The organism is Desulfobacter sp. UBA2225, from assembly GCF_002348205.1.
Taxonomy (GTDB): Bacteria; Desulfobacterota; Desulfobacteria; order Desulfobacterales; family Desulfobacteraceae; genus Desulfobacter; species Desulfobacter postgatei.
The window spans coordinates 1-5,309 of record NZ_DDYV01000248.1 but is presented as its reverse complement, the minus strand read 5'-3'; the positions used below and the strand labels follow the sequence as shown (position 1 = coordinate 5,309).

The 5,309-nt window shown below is 49.7% G+C and carries 5 protein-coding genes and 1 pseudogene; 4 read left to right on the top strand and 2 right to left on the bottom strand.

The window, feature by feature from the left end; all coding sequences use genetic code 11:
* Both B3D59_RS12355 and B3D59_RS12350 read left to right on the top strand, forming a co-directional pair.
* Positions 1 to 395: DUF3334 family protein (locus tag B3D59_RS12355; protein ID WP_286820138.1), on the top strand; the 395-nt coding region annotated here is incomplete at its 5' end.
* Between the two features lie 47 nt (positions 396 to 442).
* The gene (locus B3D59_RS12350) at positions 443 to 1,858 is read left to right on the top strand and encodes a M48 family metallopeptidase (RefSeq protein WP_286820137.1); all 1,416 of its coding nucleotides are present in this window, start codon (positions 443 to 445) and stop codon (positions 1,856 to 1,858) included.
* 105 nt (positions 1,859 to 1,963) lie between these two features.
* Here the strand turns inward: B3D59_RS12350 and B3D59_RS12345 are convergent, their stop codons facing one another.
* The gene (locus B3D59_RS12345; RefSeq protein WP_286820136.1) at positions 1,964 to 2,155 is read right to left on the bottom strand and encodes a PAAR domain-containing protein; all 192 of its coding nucleotides are present in this window, start codon (positions 2,153 to 2,155) and stop codon (positions 1,964 to 1,966) included.
* Between the two features lie 25 nt (positions 2,156 to 2,180).
* Positions 2,181 to 4,214 carry an elongation factor G gene (fusA, locus tag B3D59_RS12340; protein WP_286820135.1) on the bottom strand — a complete coding sequence of 678 codons (2,034 nt, stop codon included), beginning with the start codon at positions 4,212 to 4,214 and terminating at the stop codon, positions 2,181 to 2,183.
* A gap of 249 nt (positions 4,215 to 4,463) precedes the next feature.
* Between fusA and B3D59_RS12335 the strand changes: the two genes are divergently transcribed.
* Together B3D59_RS12335 and B3D59_RS12330 are read left to right on the top strand one after the other, a co-directional pair.
* The gene (locus B3D59_RS12335; protein ID WP_286820134.1) at positions 4,464 to 4,955 is read left to right on the top strand and encodes an SHOCT domain-containing protein; all 492 of its coding nucleotides are present in this window, start codon (positions 4,464 to 4,466) and stop codon (positions 4,953 to 4,955) included.
* Between the two features lie 29 nt (positions 4,956 to 4,984).
* Positions 4,985 to 5,309: pseudogene (locus B3D59_RS12330) on the top strand (D-alanine--D-alanine ligase); the annotation flags it as partial.

Here is a 5,309-nt window from a genome sequence, read left to right as displayed (position 1 = left end):
CCTGCTTTGTTCAGTTCTACGGAGACTATATGGGTCTTGTGATTTTCAATTTCAGTGAGGAGGCTGCATTTGAAATTTACAGGCATTACATGATCAACATGGGCATGCCCGAAGATGAGCTGGCCGTCTCTACTTCCGACCCTGAAGTGCCGGATACCATCGGAGAAATCACAAACCAGCTCATGGGGCAGCTGATAAAAGCCGTAGAAGAAGCATATGACCTGAATGCCTGCTACGGCCAGCCCAAGGCATTAACCATCAGTTCGGCAATCTCCCTGTCCATTAACGACACTTACACGGAAAACCGACGGCTCTCCTTTAAAATCAATAATTATATCTTCCGCATTGAATTATCCATGGAGAATACTGAATTCATCGATGTGGCCGGCCTCTGACAAAACCGTCAACCGTCAACCGTCAAAAAAAACAGCTCTTGGTAAACATGACACAATTAAAACAGACTGTAAGCATTATTCTGCTCTTTGTCCTTTTATGCCCGACCAGCACCTTTGCCATCTCCATTCCCGATGAACTTAAACTTGGCAAAGAATATTTACAACTCATGAAAAATAAAGATGTGATTCTTTATGATCCCGTTGCCCAGAAGATGATTGAAATTGTGGGCAACGCCATTGTCAAGCCATTGCCGCCCCAGCCCTTTCATTTTGATTTTTTTATAATCAATGACGACTCCTTTAATGCCTTTGCAATGCCGGCTGCCAATATTTTTGTACACCGCGGATTAATTGCGTCTCTGGATAATATGGACGAACTTGCAGGCATTCTCGCCCATGAGATCGGCCATGCGGTGGGCAGACATGTATCCCAGTCCATCGACCGGTCCAAAATAGTGGCAACCGGCAGCCTGGCCGGGATGGTGGCCGGTATTCTGGTAGGCGCTGCGGCAGGCAGTTCGGAAGCGGGCCAGGCCCTGAGCATTGGCTCCATGGCTGCCGGGCAGTCAGCCATGCTGACCTATACCCGGGAAAATGAAACCGAAGCAGACCAGAAAGCGGTTCTTTTTCTTGAACAAACAGGATATTCGCCCCAAGGGATACTGGACAGTCTGCTGAAAATCAGACAGGCTGACTACCAGGGAATTGAAAATATTCCCGATTACTTTAAAACCCACCCGGGCACAGCAGCCAGGGTATCACATTTATCCGGAATTCTTGCAGATTACAAACCGCCTGCCGACAAACCCGCACCACCAAAAAATTTGGACTACAACATGGTCAAATATCGGGTCATCGGCCTTTACGGCGACATTGATACATACATCCCAAAAATTGAAATTGCCCTGCAAAACGATCCTGACAATGTGGCGTTTCACTACGGCCTGGGCCTTTTGTACGGCCGGTCCACACGAATAAATGAAGGAATTGAACAGCTCAATAAAGCCCTGACAAAAGATCCGTTTGAACCGATGATTCTTTTGGAATTAGGCCGGCTTTACATCAGCAACACTGAATACACCCGCGCCATAACGATTCTGGACAGTATGGCAGACGATCCCCTGCTGGGGGACTGGGCCATTTTTAACCGCTGCGTTGCCCAGATTCAAAACGGCAATCTGCCGGCAGCCGAAAAGGGACTTGAACATGTACTTGGCAGCGGCAAACCCGGATTTGAAAAAGCCAACTACCACATGGCCGAAATCATGTCCAGGCAGTCAAAACAGGCCCTGTCCAACTATTATCTCGGGGTGTATTATGCCCGGATCAATGACGAACAAAATGCAGCCCGCCAGCTTGAACGGGCAATTGACACCCTGGACGATGAAAAGATGCGGGAAAAGGCCCAAAACGAACTGGAGAATCTGAAAGACAAGGGCGAAAAAGGGAAGGGAACCGAGTAGAATATTTTGGGCTTGGTTCTAATTTCGTCCACTGCGTAGGTTGGGTTGAATGAAATGAAACCCGACAACGAAAGGGTGTTGACAGACCAGGTCAACCCATGGCTGTCAGTCACCAATCAAAACCGTCATCATCCCCATAGTGATCTTGTTGGGGGGGCCAATAGCTTCCAGCACGGTATCTCCCATTCGGCAGGCAGGCAAATTGTTGATCAGCACTGTTTTGCTGCCGGGCTCGGTTAGCACCGGCGGTAACGGATGAGCCACCATATCTGTAACGCGGGCTGCGGGTTTTCCCATGATAACCTCCAATTCAATAATTGCGTCACACCGCATCAAAACGCTTAAACTGCATGGTAAAGGTGCCCCGTCCCTGGGTGGCGGAACGAATCGCTGTGGAATAGCCAAACATTCTTGACAAGGGGACCACAGCTTTGACGACCTGGATGCCGGATTTCGCGCTAATAGATTCCACTCTGCCTCCCCTGGCGTTCAGGTCTGCAATGGCATCCCCCATATTGGCATCAGGCACGAACACCTCCACATCCATGATGGGTTCAAGCAAGGCCATTTTGGCTTTTTTCAGGGCCTCTTTTACGGCCATGGCTGCACAGACCCCAAAGCCAAGCTCAGATGCCTTGCCTTCCTCGCTGAACCCGTCAACCAGGACAATTTCAATATCCACAATGGGATATCCTTTGAGAAACCCACCCTCCAGGCTCTCCCTGATTGCGGTTTCAATATTCTGAAGATACTGGGGCGCAATTTTTTCCTCGGGTACAAGGGATTTGAAGGTAATTCCCTGGCCCCGGCCCAGGGGATTAAGTTCCACGGTAAGGTTGGCATAATGGGCTTTACCCTGGATCTCCCGTTCAAACACGGCCTGACCGGTTGCAGGCGCTGTAATGATTTCCCGGTAAACGACCTGGGGTTTGCCCACATTCACACTGGTATTGAACTCCTTGACCATCCTTGAAATGATGATTTCGAGATGAAGCTCGCCCATGCCAGATAAAATGGTCTGGCCGGTCTCCTCATCCTTGCTGGTTTTAAGGGTGGGATCCTCAATCATGAATTTTGCCAGCACATCATCAAGCTTTTCCTGGTCGGCATGGGTTTTGGGCTCAATAGCAATCGAGATAACCGGCTGCGCATATTCCATTTTTTCCAAAAATACCGGATGGTCCGGATTGCAAAGGGTATCACCGGTACCGGAATCCTTAAGCCCCACAATACCGACGATATCACCGGCCGATGCCTCATCCAGGCGTTCGCGCTTGTTGGCGTGCATCCTTAAAAGTCTGGACAATTTCTCTTTGCGGTTCAGGGCAGGATTAAAGACATCCGCCCCCGAAGCAATTTTCCCTGAATAGATCCGGGCAAAGGAGAGTTTTCGGCCCTCGATCATGGATACCTTGAAAATCAGGGCAGCCAGCGGACCATTTTTTTCCGGCTTGAACTCAAGGATGTCACCGGTTTCCGGGTGCTCACCTTTAACCGGGGGAACGTCCTTGGGGCTTGGCAGGTAATAGTCTATGGCGTCCAGAAGCGGCTGAATCCCTTTGTTCCTAAGGGCTGATCCGCACAATACAGGAACCATGGTCCGGCGGATGGTGGCAGCCCGGATGGCCGCCCGAAGTTCATCCACGGAGATCTCTTCTTCGCCCAGGTATTTTTCCATGATGGTGTCGTCAAGTTCGGACACTGCTTCAAGCAGTTTATCCCGGTACGCTTCGGCCAGATCCAGAAACTCATCGTCAATGGGCCCAGATGTGTATTCAGCGCCCAGGGTCTCATCGTTCCAGGCAATCTGCTCCATGGTCAAAAGGTCAATAACGCCTCGGAACTGGTCCTCGGCCCCAATGGGTACCTGGATCATCACGGGATTGGCAGCCAGTTTTTTCCGGATGGAATTACAGGCGGCAAAAAAATCGGCACCGGTGCGGTCCATTTTGTTGATAAAGGCCATTCTCGGGACCTTGTACCGATCTGCCTGACGCCAGACCGTTTCGGACTGGGGTTCCACCCCGCCCACGGCGCAAAACACCCCAATGGCCCCGTCCAGAACTCGCAAAGCCCGTTCCACCTCCACGGTGAAATCAACATGGCCCGGGGTGTCGATGATTTGGATGGTAGCCCCTTTCCACAGACAGTAGGTCACGGCCGAAGTAATGGTAATCCCTCGCTCCTGCTCATCCTGCATCCAGTCCATGGTGGCCTCGCCGTCATGCACTTCACCTATCTTATGGGACCTTCCCGTATAATAGAGAATGCGCTCCGTCACCGTGGTCTTGCCCGCGTCAATGTGGGCCATGATCCCGATGTTCCTGATCTTTGATATATTCTTTTGCTTGCTCATAGGTATCGTATCTATAATTAATAATTGGCATAGTGGTGATACAGTATTGCCCTTTAGGTGTCAAGAAAATAGCTTGCAAAACACGGCCTGGTTTAATAGAATTGACTTCCTGATGCGGGTCTACGTAAAGGCAAAGCTGCATAAAAAACTAAATTACCTGATGGCCAAGCTTGATGCGGTTTGTTCAAACGGACCCGGCAGCGCCTTGGCCCGGGATCGGTACAAAACGTCATTATTGAGAAAAATAAAATGAGTATACACAAAAAAGACAAAGACGGATTATTTAAAAATATTTTTGTTGCCTATTTTATCCTGCTGCTCCACGTATTTCTTTTGGCCGGCATCGGCCTGACCGCGTTGCTGTTCCAGGGCATTTATCATTATCTTCCATGGATCATGGCAGGCATTGCCATCCTGGTACTCTCCATTGTCTGGTTCATTTACCACAGGATGAGAGAAACATCTTCCTCGTTAAGCGAGGTGCTGGGCACCCCGCAATTCCATGACAGGGCTGTGGAAATACGACTGCTCGGCGGCCTTGCGTCCTTTGAAATCAAAGCCAAAGAGCCCCCCTTGCTGCAAAGCCACGCCAATATTTCCCCCTATGCCGATACCCGCCTCATTGAAAGCGCAGATGACAGGGCGGAACGCAAATTGCTGGAAATCAACGGGCTTTATGAAAAGGATCTGATCTCCAAAGAAGAGTTCGAAAAAGCGCGTCAGAACATCATCCAAGGCTGATCATCCAATCAATACCACAGGAGAAGTGTATGAAAAAAATCAGGCTGGCCCTGTTATCAGGTGGTGTATCTTCAGAACGGGAAGTATCCTTAAACAGCGGAAATCAGGTATTTGAATCCCTTGATAAAGAAAAATACGACATCAAACGGTATGATCCCAAATTTGATCTGGCAAAGCTTGTAACAGATGCACCGGATATTGATGCGGCCCTGATTATTCTCCATGGCCCCTTTGGGGAAGACGGTACGGTTCAGGGGCTTTTGGATCTTTTAGACATTCCCTATCAGGGGGCAGGTGTTTTAGGCTCCGCTCTTGCCATGAACAAACTGATCGCCAAAAGACTTTACCGCCAGG

Excerpts from the sequence above, each read along its gene's own strand:
- B3D59_RS12350 (WP_286820137.1), top strand. The coding sequence starts at position 443 with ATGACACAATTAAAACAGACTGTAAGCATTATTCTGCTCTTTGTCCTT.
- B3D59_RS12335 (WP_286820134.1), top strand. The coding sequence starts at position 4,464 with ATGAGTATACACAAAAAAGACAAAGACGGATTATTTAAAAATATTTTT.
- B3D59_RS12345 (WP_286820136.1), bottom strand. The coding sequence starts at position 2,155 with ATGGGAAAACCCGCAGCCCGCGTTACAGATATGGTGGCTCATCCGTTA.
- fusA (WP_286820135.1), bottom strand. The coding sequence starts at position 4,214 with ATGAGCAAGCAAAAGAATATATCAAAGATCAGGAACATCGGGATCATG.